The organism is Acinetobacter sp. GRABPA_MV_2 (assembly GCF_056725885.1).
Window position 1 is genome coordinate 1 of sequence record NZ_JBWZNA010000014.1, and the last position, 23,548, is coordinate 23,548.

General features: G+C 38.8%; 22 protein-coding genes. 13 read left to right on the top strand and 9 right to left on the bottom strand.

From position 1 onward, the window contains the following. The 5 genes from ACXM0J_RS12615 to astE form a co-directional block, all read left to right on the top strand. Nucleotides 1-673: aminotransferase class III-fold pyridoxal phosphate-dependent enzyme (locus ACXM0J_RS12615; protein ID WP_304457360.1), on the top strand; the 673-nt coding region annotated here is incomplete at its 5' end. Between the two features lie 18 nt (nt 674-691). Further along, nucleotides 692-1,723 carry an arginine N-succinyltransferase gene (gene astA / locus ACXM0J_RS12620; protein ID WP_002116871.1) on the top strand — a complete coding sequence of 344 codons (1,032 nt, stop codon included), beginning with the start codon at nt 692-694 and terminating at the stop codon, nt 1,721-1,723. Continuing rightward, nucleotides 1,723-3,192, top strand: a complete 1,470-nt coding sequence (gene astD, locus ACXM0J_RS12625; protein WP_086265749.1) for a succinylglutamate-semialdehyde dehydrogenase — start codon at nt 1,723-1,725, stop codon at nt 3,190-3,192. The genes astA and astD overlap by 1 nt, the downstream gene beginning before the upstream one ends. A gap of 18 nt (nt 3,193-3,210) precedes the next feature. Then, nucleotides 3,211-4,554, top strand: coding sequence for an N-succinylarginine dihydrolase (gene astB / locus ACXM0J_RS12630; RefSeq protein ID WP_086265750.1), 1,344 nt, complete (start codon nt 3,211-3,213; stop codon nt 4,552-4,554). Nucleotides 4,555-4,566: 12 nt separating this feature from the next. Continuing rightward, on the top strand, nt 4,567-5,541 hold the full coding sequence (astE, locus tag ACXM0J_RS12635; RefSeq protein WP_086265751.1) for a succinylglutamate desuccinylase: 975 nt from the start codon (nt 4,567-4,569) through the stop codon (nt 5,539-5,541). Between the two features lie 60 nt (nt 5,542-5,601). Here astE and ACXM0J_RS12640 read toward each other — a convergent pair whose 3' ends face one another. Next, a complete protein-coding gene (locus tag ACXM0J_RS12640; RefSeq protein ID WP_086265752.1) occupies nt 5,602-6,402 on the bottom strand; it encodes a hypothetical protein in 801 nt (266 codons plus the stop codon). Between the two features lie 585 nt (nt 6,403-6,987). Here ACXM0J_RS12640 and ACXM0J_RS12645 point away from each other — a divergent pair. Further along, the gene (locus ACXM0J_RS12645) at nt 6,988-7,296 is read left to right on the top strand and encodes a hypothetical protein (RefSeq protein ID WP_046811856.1); all 309 of its coding nucleotides are present in this window, start codon (nt 6,988-6,990) and stop codon (nt 7,294-7,296) included. A gap of 35 nt (nt 7,297-7,331) precedes the next feature. Beyond that, nucleotides 7,332-8,687, top strand: a complete 1,356-nt coding sequence (locus ACXM0J_RS12650; protein ID WP_086265753.1) for a S8 family peptidase — start codon at nt 7,332-7,334, stop codon at nt 8,685-8,687. Between the two features lie 100 nt (nt 8,688-8,787). Here the strand turns inward: ACXM0J_RS12650 and ACXM0J_RS12655 are convergent, their stop codons facing one another. The 3 genes from ACXM0J_RS12655 to ACXM0J_RS12665 form a co-directional block, all read right to left on the bottom strand. Beyond that, the gene (locus ACXM0J_RS12655; RefSeq protein WP_068530122.1) at nt 8,788-9,222 is read right to left on the bottom strand and encodes a hypothetical protein; all 435 of its coding nucleotides are present in this window, start codon (nt 9,220-9,222) and stop codon (nt 8,788-8,790) included. A gap of 95 nt (nt 9,223-9,317) precedes the next feature. Beyond that, the gene (locus ACXM0J_RS12660; protein WP_086265754.1) at nt 9,318-9,737 is read right to left on the bottom strand and encodes a hypothetical protein; all 420 of its coding nucleotides are present in this window, start codon (nt 9,735-9,737) and stop codon (nt 9,318-9,320) included. A gap of 147 nt (nt 9,738-9,884) precedes the next feature. Next, nucleotides 9,885-10,751: a LysR family transcriptional regulator gene (locus tag ACXM0J_RS12665; RefSeq protein WP_086265755.1), complete on the bottom strand. Its 867-nt coding sequence runs from the start codon at nt 10,749-10,751 to the stop codon at nt 9,885-9,887. Between the two features lie 108 nt (nt 10,752-10,859). Here ACXM0J_RS12665 and ACXM0J_RS12670 point away from each other — a divergent pair, with 108 nt between their 5' ends. Both ACXM0J_RS12670 and ACXM0J_RS12675 read left to right on the top strand, forming a co-directional pair. Further along, complete coding sequence (locus ACXM0J_RS12670; protein ID WP_086265756.1) at nt 10,860-11,762, top strand: DMT family transporter; 903 nt, start codon at nt 10,860-10,862, stop codon at nt 11,760-11,762. 67 nt (nt 11,763-11,829) lie between these two features. Next, complete coding sequence (locus ACXM0J_RS12675; protein WP_086265757.1) at nt 11,830-12,114, top strand: YciI family protein; 285 nt, start codon at nt 11,830-11,832, stop codon at nt 12,112-12,114. Nucleotides 12,115-12,172: 58 nt separating this feature from the next. On the opposite strand, the gene ACXM0J_RS12680 is transcribed toward ACXM0J_RS12675, so the two are convergent. The 3 genes from ACXM0J_RS12680 to glyQ all read right to left on the bottom strand — a co-directional run bounded on the left by ACXM0J_RS12680 (nt 12,173) and on the right by glyQ (nt 16,273). Continuing rightward, nucleotides 12,173-13,003 carry a hypothetical protein gene (locus tag ACXM0J_RS12680; RefSeq protein ID WP_000793438.1) on the bottom strand — a complete coding sequence of 277 codons (831 nt, stop codon included), beginning with the start codon at nt 13,001-13,003 and terminating at the stop codon, nt 12,173-12,175. A gap of 223 nt (nt 13,004-13,226) precedes the next feature. After that, complete coding sequence (glyS, locus tag ACXM0J_RS12685) at nt 13,227-15,296, bottom strand: glycine--tRNA ligase subunit beta (RefSeq protein ID WP_086265758.1); 2,070 nt, start codon at nt 15,294-15,296, stop codon at nt 13,227-13,229. Beyond that, nucleotides 15,296-16,273: a glycine--tRNA ligase subunit alpha gene (gene glyQ / locus ACXM0J_RS12690; protein WP_086265759.1), complete on the bottom strand. Its 978-nt coding sequence runs from the start codon at nt 16,271-16,273 to the stop codon at nt 15,296-15,298. Before glyQ ends, glyS begins: the two co-directional genes overlap by 1 nt. Nucleotides 16,274-17,045: 772 nt before the next feature. Between glyQ and ACXM0J_RS12695 the strand changes: the two genes are divergently transcribed. The 3 genes from ACXM0J_RS12695 to ACXM0J_RS12705 all read left to right on the top strand — a co-directional run bounded on the left by ACXM0J_RS12695 (nt 17,046) and on the right by ACXM0J_RS12705 (nt 20,341). Then, nucleotides 17,046-18,308 carry a putative DNA modification/repair radical SAM protein gene (locus ACXM0J_RS12695; protein ID WP_002116722.1) on the top strand — a complete coding sequence of 421 codons (1,263 nt, stop codon included), beginning with the start codon at nt 17,046-17,048 and terminating at the stop codon, nt 18,306-18,308. 2 nt (nt 18,309-18,310) lie between these two features. After that, nucleotides 18,311-19,108 (top strand): TIGR03915 family putative DNA repair protein, encoded by a 798-nt coding sequence (locus tag ACXM0J_RS12700; RefSeq protein ID WP_086265760.1) that lies wholly within the window; start codon nt 18,311-18,313, stop codon nt 19,106-19,108. 132 nt (nt 19,109-19,240) lie between these two features. Next, nucleotides 19,241-20,341, top strand: a complete 1,101-nt coding sequence (locus ACXM0J_RS12705; protein ID WP_086265761.1) for an HPP family protein — start codon at nt 19,241-19,243, stop codon at nt 20,339-20,341. Between the two features lie 63 nt (nt 20,342-20,404). On the opposite strand, the gene ACXM0J_RS12710 is transcribed toward ACXM0J_RS12705, so the two are convergent. After that, nucleotides 20,405-20,659 (bottom strand): PspC domain-containing protein, encoded by a 255-nt coding sequence (locus ACXM0J_RS12710; RefSeq protein ID WP_002116779.1) that lies wholly within the window; start codon nt 20,657-20,659, stop codon nt 20,405-20,407. 248 nt (nt 20,660-20,907) lie between these two features. Between ACXM0J_RS12710 and ACXM0J_RS12715 the strand changes: the two genes are divergently transcribed. Beyond that, nucleotides 20,908-21,549, top strand: a complete 642-nt coding sequence (locus tag ACXM0J_RS12715) for a hypothetical protein (RefSeq protein WP_086265783.1) — start codon at nt 20,908-20,910, stop codon at nt 21,547-21,549. A 67-nt stretch (nt 21,550-21,616) separates the two neighbouring features. Here the strand turns inward: ACXM0J_RS12715 and ACXM0J_RS12720 are convergent, their stop codons facing one another. Then, a complete protein-coding gene (locus ACXM0J_RS12720; protein ID WP_064786488.1) occupies nt 21,617-23,440 on the bottom strand; it encodes an acyl-CoA dehydrogenase C-terminal domain-containing protein in 1,824 nt (607 codons plus the stop codon). Nucleotides 23,441-23,548: the final 108 nt, after the last annotated feature.

Here is a 23,548-nt window from a genome sequence, read left to right on the forward strand (position 1 = left end):
CATTAATGAACAAACTTGTGCCGTGATTGTTGAGCCAATCCAAGGTGAAGGCGGCGTTATTCCTGCTGACATCGAATTTTTAAAGGGTTTACGTGCACTGTGTGATGAGTTTGGTGCCTTACTTATTTTTGATGAAGTACAAACCGGTGTTGGCCGTACAGGTGCACTGTATGCCTACATGAACTCTGGTGTTATTCCAGATGTATTAACGACTGCAAAAGCACTAGGTGGTGGTTTCCCAGTAGGTGCAATGCTAACAACCGATAAGTTTGCTCCGCATTTTTCAGTCGGTACACATGGTACAACTTATGGTGGTAACCCGTTAGCAAGTGCGGTTGCAGGTGCAGTATTTGAGTTTATTAATACACCTGAAGTGCTTGAGGGTGTAAAACATCGTCATCAATATTTCATCGACGCATTAAATAAATTAAATGCTGAGTACCCGATTTTTGAAGAAATTCGTGGTCAAGGCTTACTCATTGGTTGTGTATTAAAAGCTGAGTATGCAGGGAAAGCGAAAGACATTACCACATGGGCAGGTGAAGAAGGTTTACTTGCTTTAATCGCAGGACCTAACGTGGTTCGTTTTACACCGTCTCTAATTATTCCTGAACAAGATATTGATGAAGGAATTGCTCGTTTAAAACGCGCATTGGCAAAGTTGGCTAAATAAAAAAAAGGAAAGCTAGCCATGATGATCGTCCGTCATGCCGAGTTTCGAGACCTTGAAGATATTTATAAATTAGCAGGTAAGTCGGGTGTAGGCCTGACTTCCTTGCCACAAAATATGGATACACTTTCGGCTCGAATTTCACGTACTCGCAATACTTTAAATGGCAATGTCCATAAAAGTGAACAAGGTTATCTGTTTGTTCTTGAAGATACAGAAGCTCAACGTGTTATTGGGTTAAGTGCAATTGAAGTTGCTGTTGGACTCATTGAACCTTGGTACAACTTTCATGTTGGTACTCAAGTACACGCTTCAAAAGCATTAAATGTGTATAAGTCATTACCTACTTTATTTTTAAGTAATGACAGAACAGGTAGTAGTGAACTCTGTACATTATTTTTAGATCCAGAGCGTCGTGAAAACCAAAACGGTAAATTCTTATCGAAAATCCGTTTTATGTTTATCGCTGCGTTTAAGCAATATTTCGAGAAAAAGTTAATTGCTGAAATGCGGGGTTTCTCAGACGAAAATGGATGTTCTCCATTTTGGGATGCGATTGGTCACCATTTCTTTAATATGGATTTTTCAACAGCAGACTATTTAAGTGGAATTGGGCAAAAAGTGTTTATTGCAGAGCTTATGCCACGTTTCCCAGTCTATGTAGATCTCTTGCCAAAAGATGCGCAAGAGGTAATTGGAAAAATGCATCCACAAACTTTACCTGCTTATCATGTGCTTGAGTCGGAAGGCTTACGCTATCAAGGATATGTCGATATTTTTGATGCGGGTCCAACCATTGAAGCCAATATTGATGAATTGCGAGCAGTAAAAGAAAGTCAGTTACTAAACGTCAAAATTACAAGTGAAGCTGCGGTCGGTAAGACCCAATATCTCATTGCCAATGATAATTATCATGACTATAAGGCAATGTTGTTAAAGCTTGATCTTGTTGATAACACAATAAATTTAACACATGAACAAGCTGAAAAACTCGGTGTACAAGAAGGTCACGTTGTTCGTGTGTTATCACTAAATCCAATGGAAGTATCCTGATGTCAAACTCTTTATTTATAAACGGTGTCTGGTTACAAGGCAGCGGTGCAACATTTGAAAAAACAAATCCAGTTGATAACCAAACTGTATGGTCAGGTGCCGAGGCTACTGCTGCTGATGTTGAGCAAGCTTGTCAGGCAGCGCGTACTGCGTTTCCAGCTTGGGCGCGTTTACCACTTGCAGAACGTGTAGCGATTGTTGAAAAATTTGCCGCTTTGCTTGAAGAAAATAAAAAGTATTTAGCAGAAGTCATTAGCCAAGAAACCAGTAAGCCATTTTGGGAAACGTTAACTGAAGTTCAATCAATGATTGGCAAGGTTGCGATTTCGATTCGTGCTTACCACCAACGTACAGGCGAAAGCTCAACTGAAATGGCCGATGGTGTAGCATCTTTACGTCATCGTCCGCATGGTGTACTTGCGGTTTTTGGTCCATATAACTTCCCGGGCCATCTACCAAATGGGCATATTGTTCCTGCATTACTTGCTGGCAACACAGTTGTATTTAAACCAAGTGAATTAACGCCATGGACTGCTGAAGAAACTGTAAAACTTTGGCAGCAAGCTGGTCTGCCAAATGGTGTGATGAATTTGGTGCAAGGTGGACGTACCACGGGTGAAGCGCTAGCTGCTTCACATGAAATTGATGGTTTATTGTTTACCGGAAGTGCAAACACTGGTTATCACTTGCATAAGCAAATGGCAGGTGCACCTGAAAAAATTCTTGCGCTTGAAATGGGTGGCAATAATGCATTGATTATTGATGAAATTATCGATGTTGATGCAGTAGTTAATCTTGCTATTCAATCTGCTTTTGTTTCGGCAGGTCAGCGTTGTACATGTGCACGCCGTATCTTGGTAAAAAATGGTGCTGAAGGTGATGCATTTATTCAACGTTTTGTTGAGGTTGCTAAAAACCTAAAAGTTGGCCGTTGGAACGATGAACAACAACCATTTATGGGTGGGGTAATCTCGTCAGTTGCTGCAACAAACATGATGCATGCTCAGCAAAAATTACTTGAGCTGGGTGCAAAAAGCTTGTTGCCAATGACACGTCCTCAAGAAGACAGCTCTCTACTTACTCCGGGTATTGTTGATGTAACAGGCGTGAAAGATATTCCAGATGAAGAATATTTTGGTCCGCTTACGACTATTCAACGTTATGACAACTTTGATGAAGCATTAAAAATTGCTAACGCAACTCGTTTTGGCTTGTCAGTTGGTTTGGTTTCACCAAAACGCGAACTGTTTGATGACTTACTCATTGAAGCACGTGCCGGTATTGTGAATTGGAACAAGCCATTAACTGGGGCTTCAAGTGCTGCACCATTTGGTGGTGTAGGGGCATCAGGTAATCACCGCGCGAGTGCTTTTTACGCTGCCGACTATTGTGCTTGGCCAATGGCATCACTTGAAAGTGACAGCTTAACCTTACCAGAAAAATTATCTCCAGGGATTGTGTTGCCTTAAACACTAGGGAAAGAAAAAATGAAAGGATATGAAGTAAATTTCGATGGTTTAGTGGGACCAACACATCACTACGCGGGTTTGTCGTTTGGTAATGAAGCATCGACAAAAAACCGTAATAATACCTCGAATCCAAAATTAGCAGCTAAACAAGGTTTGCTAAAGATGAAAGCCTTGGCTGACATGGGAATGAAACAAGGTGTACTTGCTCCGCATGAGCGTCCACATGTTCCAATGTTACGCCGTTTAGGTTTTACAGGTGATGACATTAGCGTTGTTGCTCAAGCAATGCGTCATTCACCTGAACTATTGTCATCTTTAAGTTCAGCTTCTCCAATGTGGACTGCCAATGCGGCTACTGTTTCACCTTCGGCAGATAGCCAAGATGAGCGTGTGCATTTCACAGCAGCGAACCTGAACAATAAGTTTCACCGTTCAATTGAAGCTGAAACTACAAGCCAAGTTTTACAAGCCATCTTTAAAAATGAACGCCACTTTGTACATCACGAAGCATTGCCACAAGTGGCTTTGTTTGGTGACGAAGGTGCAGCCAATCATAACCGCTTAGGGGGTGATTATGCTAAGCGCGGTGTTCAGGTGTTTGTTTATGGTCAACAACATTTAAATAATGGCTTGCCGGGACCAAAACGCTATCCGGCTCGACAAACGCGCGAGGCAAGTGAAGCAATTGCACGTTTGCACCGTTTAGATGATGCACATACCGTTTTTGTTCAGCAAAATCCGGATGTAATTGATCAGGGCGTTTTCCATAACGATGTGATCGCGGTAAGTAACCAACAGGTTTTATTCCATCACCAACATGCCTTTTTAAATCAAGATCAGGCTTTTGCTGAAATTCGTAAAAAAATGGCAAGCATCGGTGAAGACTTTATTTCGATTGAAGTGCCTGAAAACCGCGTTACTGTAGACGATGCCGTAGCAACCTATTTATTTAATAGCCAAATTTTGACTCGTCCAGATGGTGGAATGACTATTGTTGTACCGGAAGAGTCTCGTCAAAATGCAGCAGTGTGGGGCTATTTAAATGACATGATTCAAATGGGCACGCCAATTGATGCTATTCAGGTATATGACTTACGTGAAAGTATGCGTAACGGTGGTGGTCCAGCTTGTCTACGTTTACGCGTAGCTTTGAACGAAACTGAGTTAAATGCCGTAAATCCAAAAGTTCTAATGAATGATCAATTGTTTGGCACACTCAATCAATGGGTAGATAAACACTATCGTGATCGTTTAGCACAAGAAGATTTGGCTGATCCACATTTGTTAATGGAAAGCCGTATGGCACTTGACGAACTGACCAAAATTTTAGGTTTGGGTTCGGTTTATCCTTTCCAAAAATAATGAGGAGGTGACATGCAAGATTTTCTAGCATTAACCTTACAAGGTGAGCAGCCTACAACTCGCGAAGGAAAACAAAATAATTTTTCTTGGCGTTGGTTGGGTGAAGGACTTCTTGAATGCACCCCAAACGCACAGTACGACAAAGCTGTCGTACTGTCAGCTGGAGTGCATGGTAATGAAACAGCACCAATTGAATTGTTATCTCATCTTTGCACGGATTTATTTGCAGGGCGTTTAAACCTTGCTGTGAGGTTGCTGCTTGTATTGGCTAACCCCTATGCAATGCGTCAAGGCAAACGCTATGTGTATGATGATGTAAATCGAATGTTTTGTGGCGGGTATAAAACTCTACCCGTGACTGAAGAATCAAAGCGTGCTGAAGTTTTAGAGCAAGTTGTCACGACTTTCTTTCAAGAAAGTGCAAGTGACGCTAAACGCTATCACTATGATTTACATACAGCAATTCGTGCTTCATTGTTACCAACGTTTGCTTTATTTCCCTATCAAACGCATGGCTATGATGCTGATTTAACAGCAAGTCTTGAAGCAGCCGATTTAGATGCTTTGGTTTATCACAATGCAGTAGGTAAAACGTTTACACATTTTACGAGTGAGAATTTTAAAGCGGCGAGCGCAACTTTAGAGTTAGGCAAAGCCTTACCATTTGGGCAAAATGACTTGAGCCAATTTGCTGCAATTGATGAAGTTATTCGTAATGTAGTTTCTGAGCAAGCCTTACCGCTACGCAATAAAACAAAAATTCGAGTCTTTAAGGTGTCTGATTCTTTAATTAAAAAAGATGAAGACTTCCAGATGAATTTATCTGCTGAAGCTCCGAATTTTTCGACTTTTACCAAAGGTGAAATCATTGCAACTCAACCTTCTGGTAATTATGTGGTTGAGCAAGATCAGGTCTGGATTTTATTTCCAAATCCAAATGTGAAGCTTGGTTTGCGTGCGGGCTTAGTTTTAACTGAAGCGAATTGAATACTTGTTTTTTGAGAAATAAAAAAGGGCAATTAATTGCCCTTTTTTATTTATAACGGATTAGTTATTACCGAAAAGACCTTTAACCCAAGATTTCTTTTCAGCTTTTTGTGTAGATGCTTGAGCACCAGCGTTTATATTTGCATTTGTGTTAACTCCAACAGGACCAACGTTAACACCAACATTTAAACCAGTTTGAGCATTAATTGCATGTGCTGGTTGAGCTGCATTTAACTTCGCTTGAGCATCTGCTTTTGTGTCAGCTACAAACTCTTTTTGCTCGGCTTGGTTTTGAGCTACACGAGTTTTTACAGTATCTACATGTGCTTGAGCATTAGCTTGTTTTTCAGCAGTAAATTCTTTTTGGTCTGCTTGTTTTTCTGCAACTTTAGCTTTTACAGCATCAACACTTGCTTTTGTATCAGCTTTCGCTTCAACTGCTAGATTTTTAGTACCGTTTGCAGCTTTAGTCGCTACATTTTTAGTACTTGTTACTGCTTCGGTAGCAAAATGTTTAGTACCGTTTGCAGCTTTAGTTGCTACATTTTTAGTACCTGTCGCAGCTTCGGCAGCAAAATGTTTAGTACCATTTGCAGCTTTAGAAGAAAGTTCAGTCACTTTTCCTGTTGTTTTTTTTGTAGCTTTAACTGTAGTGTCAGCCGCTACATGACCAGCATGCTTTGCTGTGCTACCCACAGTATGTGCAGTATTTTTGACTGTATTGGCTACGCCACTAACAAGACCACCCGGTTGTACATTTACTTGAGCAGAAGCACCTGCATTAACGCCCGCACTTTGTGCAAAAATAGAGGCAGAAGCAAGAACACTTGCAGTAACGATAGCTGTTTTCATCATTTTCATTGCGATATCCTTCAAAGAATATACCCTTTTAGTGAGGTATTTCATAAACGCAAACGAATCATAGCCAAGGAAATATGGGCTTGGGAACTAACTTCATCAAAATGTTACAACAGTGTTACGTTGAGTAAACAGACTAGGGATAAATTGTGAAGATTAATAAAAATTAATAATAAAGTGAAAAAGAACATTTATTTGTTAGATATTCTAATTAAGCTCGCTTGTCTTTCCTTTTTTAAAAAATATCCTTTAATTTTTTCTCTTTCGTTTTTTCCTGACTTGTTCTTTATATCTTTAAATGTGATGTGAATCTAATTATTTATTAGAGGAAACGGCATAATTATTGCTTATTATGAGAATGGAGTGCTTTTTTAGCACTTTTTTGAACCATCTTCTGCCAGAAATATAAATGTAAGGGCAGAACTGTATTTTTGCTTATTCGAGAAAAGGTACTTTGGCTTTTCTCAGGTTTGTATATTTCATGAAATAGAAATTTCACATGAAATATATTGAAAGAAATGGCACTTTATTTCGAATAATCAAAAATAAAAATAGATATCTATAAACAAAAAAACAGAGATATGACAGATGAAAATTATTGCTTCCCTTCTTGTATTGGTCGGCTTGGTCGCCGTTGTTCTCTATCTTAAGCCAACAAGTGGTGCATCTGATGTGTTCAATTCTGCTTTACATGAGTCGAATTCGCCACAACCAGACACCGCGTCCTTTCTTTCTAAACTTAAGGAGCCTACTCAACCTAAAAATCTATCTCAACATTCAACTCATCCTCAATCGGTATCAGCTGATACCGTCCCTTTTTATGACACAAAAAGTGATCTTTCTATTCAACCGATTGATCCAGAAAAAGATCCAGCAAATGAAATAAAAGCGAAATAAGCAAATTGTTAGTTGAAAAACTACGGAGAAAAATAATGCAAAGTAAAACGTTATTTCTATTAGGTCTATGTACAATATTAAGTACAACTGCATCCGCTCTTCCTTTGGACTCTAAAGGTGCTAAACAGCGGTTAAATCAAGCAGCAAAACAAAAAGTATTTCAGGGCAAAATCGATTTGGATGCCTTGGTTAATAATGATTCGAATGATTTAATCGTCGAATACAATATTCCTTCGGTGAGTGTGCCTTCCGGTTTAGAACGGCGGAGTTATATTGCAACAAATAAAAAGAATATACAGGCAAGGTTTAACCGTGCTGGTGGTGTACAAGTACTTCGGGACTACAATAATTTGCCTTTAGCTTTCTATCGAATTAGTAATCGCGAAGCTTTGGTGACTTTATTAAATGATCCAAATGTTAAAGCGGTTTATCCGAACCGTATTAACCAGACTACGACCAATGAAAGTTTACCTTTAATTAATCAACCACAAGCCAATACCAATGGTTTTACGGGCGAAGGCTCTAGTGTGGCGGTGATTGATACAGGTGTGAATTATCTTCACTCTGATTTTGGCTGTACGGCAGTAAATACACCATCAAACACATGTCGAGTGGTTTATTCATTTGATAGTGCACCAGATGATGGCGCTTTAGATGATGATGGGCATGGTAGTAATGTTTCAGGGATCGTATCTAAGGTTGCTACCAAGACCAAAATTATAGGCATTGATGTCTTTAGAAAAGTGAGATCCCAAGGTAAATGGGTAAGCACAGCTTATGATAGTGATATCCTCGCAGGGATTAACTGGGCTGTAAATAATGCACAAACCTATAATATTAAAGCAGTTAACTTGAGCCTTGGCGTACCGGGTGTTAAATATACCTCTGAGTGTAGTGATAGCAGTTATGGAACGGCATTTGCCAATGCACGAGCTGCTGGTGTGGTGCCTGTAGTCGCTTCAGGTAATGATGCATTTTCAGATGGCATCTCATCTCCTGCTTGTGTAGCTGGTGCAGTAAGAGTAGGTGCTGTTTATGATAGTAATATTGGTGGTGTGTCATGGGGGAACCCTGTGAAATGTTCGGACCCAACCACAGCGGCAGATAAGGTAGCGTGCTTTAGTAATGGTGGTAGTCTTGTGACCTTATTGGCACCGGGAGCAATGATCACGGCGGGTGGTTACACCATGGGTGGTACATCTCAAGCGACACCGCATGTAGCTGGCGCGATTGCTTTATTACGAGCGAATAGTGTGAGTCCGACAGAAAGTATTGATCAAACGATTAGTCGTTTAAAAACGACAGGTAAACCAATTACTGACCCAAGAACGGGATTGGTTTTCCCTCGTATTGATTTACTGGCAGCAACAAATGGTTTGACTATTAATTAAATAGCTTATTTATAATTTTAAATTAGGTCCAAGAAATTTATAAATGGCTATAACCCGTTGCAAAGGGTAACTTCTGCAACGGGCTTTTTATGTAAAAGTATTAATTACACTTTGCTAGATTTGCTGGATTAAAGTTGTTTTGGAGTTTCTTGAAATTATTCTGAATTTCTGGATCTTGAATATTAAATGTCGTTGAACTTTTGGTTGTAGAGTTGGTTGCCTGATTTAATATGCCTGATTCATCAGGATACTGCATAGTCGATGAGGTCGCTGAAATCAGACCATTATTATTAAAAGTCCAGTGCTCAGTTACATGTCCGCCCCCTAAATAGCCAGTAAATTCAATCATACAAGCCTGTTTATCTTGTTTAATGAGTTTGGCTACATTACCTGTGGTAGAGGGATAAGCCTCGATATTTGTATCTTGTTCTAAAACTTGTGCCTGAGAATAAGATGAAGAAGGAGGTGTAGAGGTCGCACATGCAGTTAATGCTAAGCAGCATAGTGTTGTAAAGAGGAGTTTTTGACTATTCATAAGGCAGATTCCCAACTTTCTTATAGTTAATGACATTATTTCTAGATGAATATCTGTGTTTATAAGAGCGCGAAGTTATCGCGCTATCCAAAAAATTAGTTAGCTGTTGTGCTCGATTTACTTAATTCACCTTGCTCGATCGGAATATTTTCACCATTTCGGCTACTGGTAATATTTTGTTTGGCTTGCTCTATTTTCTGTTCGGTAAATACTTTGGCGGTATTTGCTTTTTGTTGAACCACTTCTGCTTTTTCAGCAGTGAATTCTTTGGTATTTTGCCATTTCTCACTAATTTTATTCGATGTTTTTTCAGAAGCACCTTGAATAGAGTTTCCTAAATTTTGTATACCTTTGCCTGTTTTATACAACAGTACGCGCCCTAAGCTAGGATTGTCACCATAAGGTTGTGTTTTAGGTGTCGTTTCAACAACTTGCTGTGGCTGTGTTGTTTCTGCAAATAAGGTTGATGAAGCCAATATAGAACTTGCAACGCATAACACTTGTAAGGTTTTCATATGGATCAATCTCCCCAACCAGAATCAAAACATGAAGTGGTGATCTTACTGTTAAAAATAAAGCTTGTACTGCAATGAGATAAAACCCATACGATTTGATTACGATAAATCATCATTTAATAGCGCTAAACGAATCATTGCAATGATTCATAAACTAAATTCAGTCTTAATCAATTCTATAAACATGTCTCTGGCTTTATGGTTGCTCACATTTTTGTGCCAGAAAAAGTGATTTTGCATAAAGGCAAGATATTCAAATTTATAACTTTGGATATGAGCCAAATTCTTATATTGCTCATAAATACTTTTAGGCACTAAAGCTACCCCTGAGCCTGCACTGACACAGCCAATAATCGTGGCATAGCTGGTAATGCTGGTGATGGGAAGAGAGATGTTTTTAAGCTTAAGCCATTCTTCGAGAGCTGCGCGGTAAGGACAGCCTTCAGTCCACATAAAAATTTCTTTACCAATCAAATCTTCTTGGCAATGAATCTCTCCCAAAGAGTGAGATGCAATTAAGACCATATCTTCTTGGTAAATACTGAGTTGATTGAGCATTGGAAACTCAATATTACCCGCAACAATTGCACCATCAAGTTTATGTTGAGAAATATCGACTAGTAACTGTTTCCATGTGCCAGTAATAATTTGAATAGAAACTTCTGGAAAACGTTGATGATATTTCGCAAGTAAGTTTGGCAGACGAGTGGTAGCAGAAGATTCAATTGCTCCAATTTTTAATGGACCAGAAGGTGGGGCATCTGGATGAATGCTTCGTTTCGCTTCATCGCATAGCGCTAAAATTTTATGGCAATAATCTAGGAAAATTTCTCCTGATGGAGTGAGTTTTAAAGCTTTACCTTCACGATAAAATAAAGGTGCACCAAGCTCTTCTTCGAGTTGTTTAATCCGTGTCGTAATGTTGGAGGGTACACAGTGCAGTTGCATTGATGCCTTTGCCATTGTTCCGCATTCAACCACGGTTTGGAACATCTTTAATTGAGCGATATCCATGTTTTATCATTCACTTTTAATGAATATTAAACTCAATATAAGTTAATTTTATTGAATTATCCATGCGCATATGATGAAAGGGTTCCATTTCATTAGTGCAGATTTAACATGGCAATTTCTCTTGCTGCCGAAACTCAGCCTCCCGCATTTAAGCTCTATTTATGTATTGCTGTGACAGTCTTTTGCTGGGGCTATTCACCTATTGGTGTGCATAGTGCTTTGCATTCATATACCCCGCAGCACATTGCCTTACTTCGCTTTTTGATTGCATCGTTTTTTTTGCTGCTTTTGGTCATAAAAAAAGGCATTCAGCCTTTAAAGTGGAAAGATGCTCCTGCGCTTGGGGTGTTAGGATTTTTCTCCGTAACACTGCATCATTTGCTGATAAATACAGGGCAACAATATGTGACTGCGGTTGCCTCCAGCATTTTAAGTCAGTCTATTCCGTTATTTACCTTTATTATTTCAGCTTTAGTTTTTAAAGAGCAAATTCGGTTTAAACAATGGTTATGTATTTTGCTCGGTCTTTGTGGCGCCATTTTGGTAGTCAGTGGTGACCATGGTTTTGGTGTACCGAGCCCTTATAGTTTGTTGATTGTTTTAGCTGCAATTGCATGGGGTCTGTACTTTAATTTATATAAAAAATTTGCTTTAAATTATGATGCTTTGAGCATGATGTGCTACATCATCTGGTTCGGAACCATTCCTTTACTTTTTTATAGTGCTCATTTGCCTGATGAGATTTTACATGCCACTTGGCAAGCCAATATGTCGGTTGTCTTATTGGGTATTTTCCCAAGTGCGATGGCGTATGTACTTTGGGGCTATGTACTTAAAAATATGCCGTTAACGATTGCATCGAATTTTTTATATTGTTCGCCGATTGTCGCGATGAGTTTAGCCGTTGTTTTCTTAAATGAAAAACCATCAATGATGGTGCTGTTAGGTGGAGTGATTATTGTGGGGAGCTTGGTATGGATGAATTGGGGGAATAGGCGTACTATCGAATAAGCTATAGATAATTAAAGGATCTGTAGATTGATGTTATGTCATGTGCTGCTTACTTTAAGAGAATGAGATGATTGTTGTTACCCTGACTTATAAAAAAACATTAGCCGAAGTTGATGCTGTACTCAAAGAGCATATTGCTTTTTTAGATCATTACTATGAGCAGAAGAAATTTCTGGCATCGGGACGTCGAGAAAATAGAGTAGGCGGGGTAATTTTAGTTTTAAGCTCTTCGGTTCAAGAAGCTGAAGAAATCATGAAAAATGATCCGTTTTATATTCATGATGTGGCCAATTATGATTTTATGTGGTTTGAACCATCGAAAAGTTTAGAAGAAATTAAAGCATTTGTTTGATTACATTAGAGAACAACTTAAATTTAAGTAGTTCTCCAATGTATTTGGTTAATATTTATTATTGCTCAACAATATAAATACTATTTTCGAATACATCTCCTTTATTTGTTTTAACTACACCAACACATAAATTGTCAGGAGTTTGGATAAAAGAAACTAAGGATGTATCTGCATTAGTTTTACAGTTCTTTTGCTTGCTCTCATCAAATGCTTTTAAATTTAATTGATGTTGTAAATCTAAAGTGAATACTTGGCTAAGAGCGCTAAATGCTTGATCTGCTTTTTTCATAAATAATAAATTATTTTGAGCTTCCCATTCAGCTAAAGAAATACGATCCTTACTTACATAGTGATATAAGCGTTTTGTATCTGCATTATTGTCTGCCGCATTTTTAAATTGGGTCTTTAAACCAAAATTTACTTTTACAATTGGCTTTTCACGGAAAGAAAGACGTGAATAAGGCACAATTTTAACTTCAGATGCCTGATTTAAATCTAGTAATTTGATTGTAGGATCAGCTTTATTTTGGGTGAGGGAGTCAGTAATTTTTTGATGTATTAACTGGTCAAATTTAATAGGCTGATTGAGAGAGCTTTTTTCAATGGCTGAACTATTTGCATTTTTATCAATTGCCATTGCAACACCTACCCCAATAAGACCAAACATTCCAGAAACTGGGCTGGCAGAAGCATTACTTGAATCACCAACTAATATTTGGCTGTCTTTTATAAAGTAATCACCTGCACCTGATTCAGTCATTGAAGATAATTGTTCTGAAGAAACGGAAAGAGAGGTTTGTTTACCCGCAGCTGGATATTGAATCGATTTAGTCGTGGCACATCCAGTAAATAATAATGTCGATATGAGTAATAAATTTAAGTTTTTCATTGCAATGGTACTTTGTTAAGTTTGGTAATTATTTGTTTTAGTTTATTGAATTGTGGATAAAAAGTGAAGGAAGTAAATAATTCTTATTTATTAATTGGATGTAAAATAATCATTTATAATTATATTGAATGAAATTCTTCAATAAAAAACCATGTTTCCAACTAGAGTGAAAACATGGTTTTTATTAAAGCTTAATTATACAAAAATTAATTTTTATATAATTTTAACCCTGCAACACACTCACATCAGCCACTGCAGTAAACAAGCTACGCAACTGAGCCAATAAACGTAAACGGTTTGCTTTCAGGTCAGCATCATCTGCCATTACCATTACACAATCAAAGAATGCATCAATCGGTGCGCGAAGTGCTGCAAGCTTAGAGAGTGCGGCAGTGTAGTCTTTTGCTGCAAGTAATGGTTCAACCACAGGAGTCACTGCTTGAAGCTCGGCAAATAATGCTTTTTCAGCATCTTCAACCAAGTTCGCTTCAACTACAGAACCTTCTGATGCTGCTTCTTTTGCAAGAATATTAGCAACACGTTTGTTCGCAGCAGCAAGTGCAGCAGCTTCAGGTAATGTACGGAAGTGGTTAACAGCATTTACACGCTTGTCAAAATCGAGTGGAGATTTTGGTGCAAGTGCTTGAACCGCTTGAAGTACGTCAACAGCAACACCTTGGTCTTCATACTTAGCACGGTAACGACCTTCCAAGAATGCAACCGCGTCAGCGCGAGTTTTGTCGTGGTCTTTAACGATATCGCCATAACCTTGAAGTGCAAGATTCACTAACTCTTCAATTGTTACATCTAATTCATTTTCAATGATTAAACGTAAGATACCAATTGCTGAACGACGAAGTGCAAACGGGTCTTTAGAACCTGTAGGCGCTTGTCCAATACCGAAAATACCAACAAGCGTATCTAAACGGTCAGCAAGGGCAATGGTTGTACCTGTTTTGGTTTTAGGTAAAACATCACCAGCAAATTTTGGTAAATATTGCTCACCTAAAGCTTCTGAAACTTCAGTGTTTTCACCTTCAATACGTGCGTAGTAAGTACCCGCAATACCTTGAAGTTCTGGGAATTCACCAACAAGCTCAGAGGTTAAGTCGCATTTAGCAAGTAATGCAGCTTTTTCAGCATCGGCTGGGTTTGCACCAGTGATTGAAGATAATGCAACCGCAAGTTTTGCAATACGTGTTGATTTGTCCCAAAGCGTACCAAGCTGTGCTTGGAATACCATGTTTGCTAATTTTTCTTTACGAGATGCAAGCGGTTGCTTTTGATCTTGTAAGAAGAAGAACTCAGCATCAGACAAACGAGGGCGAACAACTTTTTCGTTACCTTCAATAATTTGAGTCGGATCTTTAGACTCAATATTTGAAACAGTAATAAAGTAAGGCTGTAATTTACCTTCTGCATTGATCAAACAGAAATACTTCTGGTTGTCTTGCATTGTCGTAATAAGAGCTTCTTGAGGAACAGCTAAGTAGCGTTCTTCAAAAGTTGCACGTAAAGCTACAGGCCATTCAACGAGGCTTGTTACTTCATCAAGTAAGTCAGTTGGAACAATCGCAGTCGCGTTAACTTCATCAGCTAACTTTTTCACTTGTTCTTGAATGGTTGCTTGACGTTTTTCAAAGTTCGCAACAACGTAAGCTTTTTCTAAAGCAGCTAAATAGTCATTTGCATGCGCTAAAGTCACTGCTTCTGGTGCGTGGAAACGGTGACCATAAGTCACATTACCAGCTTTGTGATCTTGAATAGTTGCGTCAACAATTTGGTCGTCTTTGAGTAAAAGAACCCATTTAACCGGACGCACAAACTCGGTACGGCTTGCAGCAGAACGCATACGCTTAGCAATTGGTAAATTGTCTAATGCAGTTTGTAAAATTTGTGGAAGTAAAGCGTCAAGACTTTGACCTTTCACATCTTTTAAATAGCAAACTTTTTCAACTTTACCAGCTTGGAAAGTAGAAAGCTGGTCTACAGTAATTCCTTGACCACGCATAAAGCCTTCGAGTGCTTTAGTCGGGTTGCCTTCTGCATCGTAAGCTGCTTGAACTGCAGGGCCGTCAAAACGTTTTTGTGTATCAGCTTGTGCAGCATCGATGTCGACAATTTTGAGCGCTAAACGACGTGGAGCTGCATAAGCTTCAATTGATGCGAAGTTTAAACCAGCATCTTTTAAGCCTTTTACCGTTTCTGCCTGTAATGCATCACGTAAAGTTTTTAAGCTTTTTGGTGGAAGCTCTTCACAGCCAAGTTCGAATAAAACAGTATGTTTGCTCATTAGTTTTTCTCCGCCTTTGCTGCTTCACTTTCAGCTTGTGCTTTTAGCTGTGCCAATACTTCATCACGTAGGTGTGATTCTGCCATTGGGAAGCCAAGTTCTGCACGCGCTTGTACATAACTTTGTGCAATAGCACGCGCTAAAGTACGTACACGTAAAATGTAACGTTGACGCTCAGTCACAGAAATTGCACCACGTGCATCAAGCAAGTTAAAGGTATGAGAAGCTTTAACGACTTGCTCATAAGCAGGAAGAGAAAGTTTTGCTTCAATTAAACGGTTTGCTTCTGATTCGTAAAAATCAAACAGTTCAAATAGCTTTTCAACTGGAGCGTATTCAAAATTATAAGTCGATTGTTCAACTTCATTTTGATGGAATACGTCACCGTAAGTTACAGTACCAAATTGGCCTTTGGTCCAAACAAGGTCATAAACCGAGTCAACACCTTGAAGGTACATTGCAAGACGTTCTAAACCGTAAGTGATTTCGCCTGTTACTGGGTAACATTCGACACCACCGACTTGTTGGAAGTAAGTGAACTGAGTTACTTCCATACCGTTAAGCCAAACTTCCCAACCTAAGCCCCAAGCACCTAGCGTTGGAGATTCCCAGTTGTCTTCTACGAAACGGATGTCGTGAGTAAGCGTATCAATCCCGATTGCTTTTAAAGAATCGAGATAAAGCTGTTGGATGTTGTCTGGATTTGGCTTAAGTACCACTTGGAACTGGTAGTAGTGTTGCAAACGGTTCGGGTTTTCACCATAGCGGCCATCTTTTGGACGACGTGAAGGTTGAACGTATGCAGCATTCCAAGTTTCAGGCCCTAAAGCACGTAAGAATGTTGCGGTGTGGAATGTTCCAGCGCCCATTTCCATGTCGTACGGTTGTAGTACGACGCAGCCTTGTTCGGCCCAATAGTTTTGTAGGGCAAGAATTAAACCCTGAAATGTATCAATATGCGATATAGCACGACTCATGGTGCATCCACTGGAATCAAACAAAAATTGTGGTTAAGTATAAGGATTTTGGTGGTGAGTGGCAAAGGCTAGTTGGGGAATTACGTCCCGTTTTTTAAATGCTGTTTGAGATCTGCTCTGAGCAGTAATATCCAATAGATGACAGCATAGATCAACGAAAATGGACCTAATACATAGAAGAATTCAATCACAAAGAATTCAAACTGTTCTAGTGGTGCGAATATCAACATAAGTAAGGTTGGAATGACGTACGTAAGAAACAGCGCGCTTAGAATGACGGTAAAAAAATTAATACGATGATACCTATGTAATTTAAGTTGAACAAAAATGGCAGGAAAAAATACGAAGATGTAGTAGATAAGGAGTAAGAATCCAATAAATAATCCGAATTGAAAGATGAATTTAAAATCAGGCAGTTCAAATCTAATAATGTTGGGGTAAAACATAAAAATAAGAAAAAAGATATAAATAGTGATGGAAGCATAGAGAGGTGTAGTCAATGACAAACATCTCCAAATTTGATCTTCATTTACATTTAAATTACGAATGAGAAGTTTAAAAAAAGAAAAAATGGGATTCAGCATTGGTGTTGTACCCATACAAAAAAGCGAACCTCTTTTTATATCACAGCTTATCTGCTCAATTGCGATATTCCGTTTTATTTTTCGGGGGATTGTCACGTCACCTTATGACGCCGAGCGTACTTCACTGGATTAAATTTAAGAATGCAAAATGATATTTTTTAAACGATGCCATAAATGAGTCGTTTGATATGTCTGATCGCATTCGAGAAAAACTACAGATTCTTGCCGATGCTGCTAAATATGATGTGTCTTGTTCATCAAGTGGCAGTGACCGTAAAAACAAAGATAAAGGTCTAGGTGATGCCAGCCATTCGGGTATTTGTCATAGCTATACTGAAGATGGCCGCTGTGTATCTCTCTTAAAAATTCTATTTAGTAATGTATGTATTTTTGACTGCGCCTATTGTGTTTCACGCCGTTCTAATGATGTCCAGCGTGCAGCATTTACCGTACAAGAAGTCGTAGACTTAACCATTAATTTTTACCGCCGTAATTATATTGAAGGCTTATTTTTAAGCTCTGGCATTTTTAAATCGGCAGATCATACGATGGAGCGTATGCTTCAAGTCGTAAAGAAGCTGCGCCTTGAAGAAAACTTTAATGGCTATATTCACCTAAAAACGATTCCAGGAGCATCGCCTGAACTGATTCATGAAGCAGGTTTATATGCTGACCGCATGAGTATTAATTTAGAGATGCCGACCGAAATTGGGCTAAAAACTTTTGCCCCAGAAAAATCACATCAGGAAGTGCAAAAAGATTTAGGATTAGTGCGTGACAGGCTGATTCAGCTTAAAGATGAGCGACAAATCATTAAGCATGTCCCAAAGTATGTGCCAGCAGGGCAGACCACACAAATGGTAGTGGGGGCCCATCAAGAGTCAGACCAAGATGTCTTGTTTATGGCAGACAAGCATTACAAAGAATTTAAACTCAAACGCGTCTATTTTTCTGGTTATATCCCAATTAATACCGAAAATAATTACTTGCCAGCAGTGGGTTCTGCACCGCCATTACTACGGGAAAACCGACTCTATCAAAGCGATTGGCTAATGCGTTTTTACGGTTTTGAAGTTAATGAAATTGTCAATGAAAAACACCCAAACTTAGACCTTGATGTAGACCCGAAATTAAGCTGGGCTTTAAGGCATCCTGAAAAGTTTCCAGTAGATTTAAATCGTGCCGATTATCAAATGATTTTGCGTGTGCCGGGCATTGGGGTGAAATCGGCCAAGAAAATTGTACAGGCTCGTCGTTTTGGAAAAATCCATATCGATTTATTAAAAAAACTCGGCGTAGCCTATCAGCGTGCAAAATTCTTTATTCGCTGCGAAGACAGTCCAAAATTCCAAAAAGAACTATCATCAAGTTTTATTCGGCAGCAGATTTTAACGCAGGGATCTTCGAAATATGTGCAGCAACTCTCGCCACAATTAAGCCTTGGGTTTTAGCAATGTTTAATGATGAAGTGGCTTACTATTTTGATGGTTCAATGGTTGGGCTGCTGAGCTGTGTTTTTCGTGCATTTCAATTTAAAGAATTACAGGTCAGGCTCTGTTTGAATAATGTAGCTCAACATGGCTTATTTGCCGATAAAATTGAGGTTGCAAATAACGAGCAGCATGCTGAGCGTGTGTGGTCAGCGCTACAAAAAAAGCTTTCACCATCTTCGTTAAAACAATTTTATTTTGCCTCTTTATCTGAATCTTTAGACGCCTATCAGCACTTATTTGATTATTGTATCTATGTGTTTACTAGCCATGTTTCCATTGAAAAAGATTATTCAAATCCTAGTGTTTTAGCGATTGCGCAGTGGACGAAAAAGGTCGGGCGAGAGAAGCATCGGATGGAAGCTTTTATTCGGTTTAAGAAAACTAAAGATGAGCTTTTTTTAAGTTTAGTACGTCCCGATTTTAATGTTTTACCGCTTATTCAGCCTCATTTTAAACGGCGTTATCAAGATCAACGTTGGCTTATTTATGATGAACAACGCAAGTTTGGAATCTATTATGATTTACGTGAAATACATGAAGTTTCATTAGAAGCCTCGGATGTTGATCGTAATTTAAAAAATGGAATGAGCCAAAGCTTTCAGCTTGAGCTTGATGAGCAGGAAGTTTTATATGATCAGCTTTGGAAGGATTATTTTAAGAGCGTAAATATTACTGAACGGCAAAATATAAAACTTCATGTGCAATATTTGCCGAAGCGTTATTGGCGTTATTTAAATGAAAAATTGATTGAATATTAAAGTATTAGAATAGTAAGAATAGGTTTAATAAGTTTTCTGATAGTTAAAAGGTATAATTTAAATGCACTTTATGTGTCTTTGGGCGTATACTTTTGCCCGTTATAAATAACGGCATATCCCCTAAGGTGTACTGTGAGTGTTATACAGCCAGAATGGTTACAGATTTTAAAGCCAAATTTTAAGGTTCTACCATTAAAAGAACGATTACTTTGCGGAATTGGAGCTTTGTGTGGTTTAGCAATTTCCTCCTTAATTAGCTGGTATGTTCTGGGTGGAATTAATGCATGGTACATCGCCCCAATGGGTGCCTCATCTGTTCTATTGTTTGCTGTGCCGACTAGTCCTTTGGCCCAACCATGGAATGTGATTGTTGGTAATACGTTAGCCGGAATTATTGGTGTAGCCTGTGCACAGTGGATTCCTGATTTAACTACAGCTTTTAGTGTCGCGGTAGGTTTTGCCATATTTTTAATGATGACCACTGACTCTTTGCACCCACCGAGTGGAGCGGTTGCGATTACAGCAGTACTAGGTGGAGCCACAATTCATAAGTTGGGCTTTTACTTTATTTTTTATCCAGTTTTACTCAATTCGTTACTTCTACTTGGGTTTGCTGTTTTCTTTAATCGATTGATTGGGCGACATTATCCGGTTACCGCGCATTTAAATGAGCGAAGTAAGGACCCAACGCCAACTCAAAAAGTATCGATTCAGCCGAAAGATATTGAGTATGCATTAGGGCATCACACTGAACTTTTAGATATTAGCCAATATGATTTAGAAAAAATCATTTTAGAAGCTCAGGAACATGCCAATGAGCGTATGGTAAATCAATATATCTGTCAGGATATTATGAGTCGTGATGTGATTAAACTACATGAAGATGATGATATTCATCAGGCACTCGATAAGTTTAAACAAGTGAACTTAATGAGCCTACCTGTAGTAAATGCAGAAAACCATTTGGTCGGAACTTTAGCGTTATATGAAGTCGTAGAGTGGTTTAAAGGTGCAGCCGACCCAAGGAATTCTTGGCAGCATTATGTAAAACAAATTATGAGCCGTAGGGTGGTTACCGTACTGCCAACTCAACCTATTCAAGATTTGGTGCCATACTTTGTTGAAAAGTCTTTTAATTACATTCCTGTTGTTGAAGATCGTAAGCTTATAGGAATGATTAGCCGTGCAGATATGATTGCTGCATTGCAGCAACAGTTAAATCGAAAGCTATAATTTCTAGAATAAAAAAAGCTACGGTTGATTAGGGGATGCAACCGTAGCGACCAAAGTTATGAATTAACGTACTTGTTCTTCATTTACTGTTCGGACGGATTGTCGATAGCCTTCAATATGTTCTGGCTGTTTTTTAGGAATCACTAACCATAAAACCAGATAAACTAAAATTCCTGGAAAGGCAGCACTCATAATTGAGATCAAAACAAAAATGACACGTAGTAAAGTTACGTTCCAACCAAAACGTTCAGCAATACCACCCATTACACCGGCGATCATGCTGTGTCGGTTCGAGCGATATAAACCAGAACTGGCCATCTAATTCTCCTTAAAGATAAAAGTTACAAGAAGCTATTACTCTTGCTTAATAAAAATATGGAGACGAAATAACGGGTTTAAAGTCCTTTAAAAAGTAAAATAGTTAAAATATGTAAAGGATTGAAATGAACGAAACTAACATCTACTAAAATGCACCCTTTCAGGGCTTAAGAGTTTAAAGCGGCAATCAGCTAATACTTGATTTGAATCGTAAATGTAGCTGTAGCTGTTATCTGTGAATAATGTATATGTCTTTGAAGTGGTCTCGTTTTTCAGTTAAGCATGTGGTTGTAGTGGCTGCGATGTGCATGACACTCAGTGCTTGCGATATAAACCATACCAATTCAAAAGATCACTCAACTACAAGTTCTAATCATGAAGAAAACTTAATAAAAAGTAGTACGTCTATAAAAACATTGGATTATGTCGCTGGACGAACTTTTTTACCTGAAGATACCTCAGATCAAACCCAAAAATTAAATGCAACTTCATTGCAATATGTAGGGCGATATCACACTCGTATTTCATGCGAGGATGCTTTTGCTGATTGTGAATCAGGCGAAGCAGAATACATTTTAAATTTATTACCAAATGGGTCAGCTTATTGGAATGTTGTCCATTTTGGTCGTGTGGGAAGTAAGGACGGTGCTAAAAGTGCCGCTGTAAATCAGTTATGTCCTACTCTAAATTGGAAAGTAGATGAAAAAGAGCGCGAGCTAACAATTCAATGTCCATTATCTAAAGTTAATTTTTATTTTAATCTTGATTCAAATAAAAAATTGGTCACGAATTTAGAAAAATTACTGTATAGCGACTATGGAAAAAATCGTGAGTTTTTAGAGCAAAACTATTTTGTTCCAAATCAGGCTTATGTTTTAACTAAAGAATAGATACCTCTTTATATGAAAAGAGCGCAATTTATATTGCGCTCTTTTTCGTTTCACTATTTAACAATGATTAGTAATCGAAGCTAAAGTGTTCCACTGGTAATGATGTTAATGTGCGAGATGTAGTCACCATTGATTCTGCATGACCTTGAGCACGCGGTAATAAACGGTCGAAGTAGAAATCAGCAACTTTGATTTTTGCTTTATAGAATTCAGCAGTTTCTTGGCCGTTACCTGCTTCTAATTTCTCAGAAGCAACCACAGCTTGTTGAGCCCAGAAATAAGCCATCATCACGTAGCCTGAGAACATCAAGAAATCTACAGAAGCAGAAGATACGATGTCACGGTCTTTACGTGCAGCAAGCATGATACGAACTGTTAAAGTGTTCCACTGAGCACAAAGTTTAGTTAAGTCCCAAGCAAAACGACGTAAATATTTATTACGTGCATGTGCAGCACAGAATTTTAAGATTTCAGCAGTGTATTCACGAACTACTTTACCTTTTGAACTTAACAACACTTTACGGCCAATCAAGTCGAGTGCTTGAACGCCAGTTGTTCCTTCATACAAGGTCGCAATACGTGCATCACGTGCAATTTGCTCCATACCCCATTCTTTAATGTAGCCATGGCCACCGTAAACTTGCATACCGTGGTTAGCAGCTTCTAAACCAAGTTCAGTTAAGAAACCTTTTAAAATTGGTGTATAGAAACCAAGTTTATCATCGTAGTCTTCAAAAGCAGCTTGATCACCACGTGCTAAAGCGTCTGTCATTTTGTCAGCGATTTGAGCAGCGTAGTAAATCATAGAACGACCGCCTTCAGCGATTGCTTTTTGAGTTAACAACATACGGCGTACGTCTGCATGGTGAATAATTGCATCAGCAACTTTATCTGGATCTTTTTTACCAGAAAGCGCACGCATTGACATACGATCTTTGGCATATGGTAATGCGCCTTGGAACGATAACTCAGCGTGTGCAATACCTTGAACAGCAGTACCAATACGTGCTGTATTCATGAAGGTAAACATTGCATGTAGGCCTTTGTTCACTTCACCGATTAAATAACCAGTTGCATTATCAAAGTTGAGTACCGCAGTTGCAGATGCACGGATTCCCATTTTGTGTTCGATTGAACCACAAGCCACTGTATTACGCTCACCAACACCTCCATCAGCTGTAGGCATGAATTTTGGTACGATGAATAATGAGATACCACGAGTACCAGCAGGTGCATCTGGAAGACGTGCGAGTACGATGTGAATGATGTTTTCAGTTAGATCGTGTTCACCAGCAGAAATGAAGATTTTTGTACCAGTGATTTTATAAGTACCATCTGCTTGAGGTTCAGCTTTAGTTTTTACCTGTCCTAAGTCTGTACCACATTGAGGTTCGGTTAAGCACATTGTGCCGCTCCAAGTACCTTCAACAAGCTTAGGCATATATGTTTGTTTTTGCTCATCAGTACCGAATTGCAAAATAGTATTCATACAACCAGAGCTTAAACCTGGGTACATGGTAAATGACCAGTTTGCAGTACCCATCATCTCTGATTTAATCAGATTTAAAGACATTGGAAGGCCTTGACCACCAAATTCTTCTGGGTAAGAAAGACCTTGCCAACCGCCCATTACGAATTGGTCATAAGCTTCTTTAAAGCCTTTAGGAGTAGTTACTTCGCCGTTGTCAAAATGGCAACCTTCTTCATCACCAGATTGGTTAAGTGGCGACAATACGTTTTCACAATAATCTGCCGCACCTTCAAGAATCATATCTACTGTATCAGGATCTGCATTTTCACCGTTCGATAAAGTTTTGTAGTGGGCAGGATAGTCTAGTACTTCATTCATTAAGAAGCGGATATCGTGTAGCGGAGCTTTATATGCTGGCATGGCTTTAATCCTAATTTTGAATCATTGTGGGATTATCTGAATCGATGATTTGATTATTCACTCGCATGATAAAAATACAATGTTAATCGCACCCGAAAGAAATGTCAG